This is a genomic window from Microbacterium testaceum, from assembly GCF_020781835.1.
Classification (GTDB): Bacteria; Actinomycetota; Actinomycetes; order Actinomycetales; family Microbacteriaceae; genus Microbacterium; species Microbacterium testaceum_H.
In genome coordinates, this window is the sequence record NZ_JAJGNJ010000056.1 from 1 (window position 1) to 407 (window position 407).

Below are 407 nucleotides of genomic sequence, written 5' to 3' on the forward strand. Positions count from 1 at the left end.
CCGCCACTGCTGGACACGACGAGACGCGACCAGTCCACGGCGTACTTCCGCGGATCCGCGGCGACGAGCTGCGCGGAGAACGACCCCCGCAACAACTTGCCCGAACGACGCTGCATGTCGATACCTTCCGACGCGAGCACTCGAACCGATGCGGTGAGCTCCTGGCCGAGGTGCCTAACCGTGAGAGTGAACCGCCCACCCCGCGCGCCCCACCCGTTCACCTGGTCGCACCAGCGCTGCAGGTCATACTCGCTCGGGGCGAGGATGATGCCCGGGTCGATCGTGACGACGCGAGCGGGAAGGCGCACCGGCACATCATGCTCGCCGTCGGCGAGCGCCCGCACCAGCGCCTCCCGGCGACGCGCAGGAAGACCCTGCCACCCCTGCAGCCCATCCCGACCCACGAA

At 69.5% G+C, this 407-nt stretch carries 1 protein-coding gene; it reads right to left on the bottom strand.

What is annotated here, in order from left to right; all coding sequences use genetic code 11:
• On the bottom strand, positions 1–407 hold a 407-nt coding region (locus LL239_RS17610), incomplete at both ends, for a hypothetical protein (RefSeq protein ID WP_228164621.1).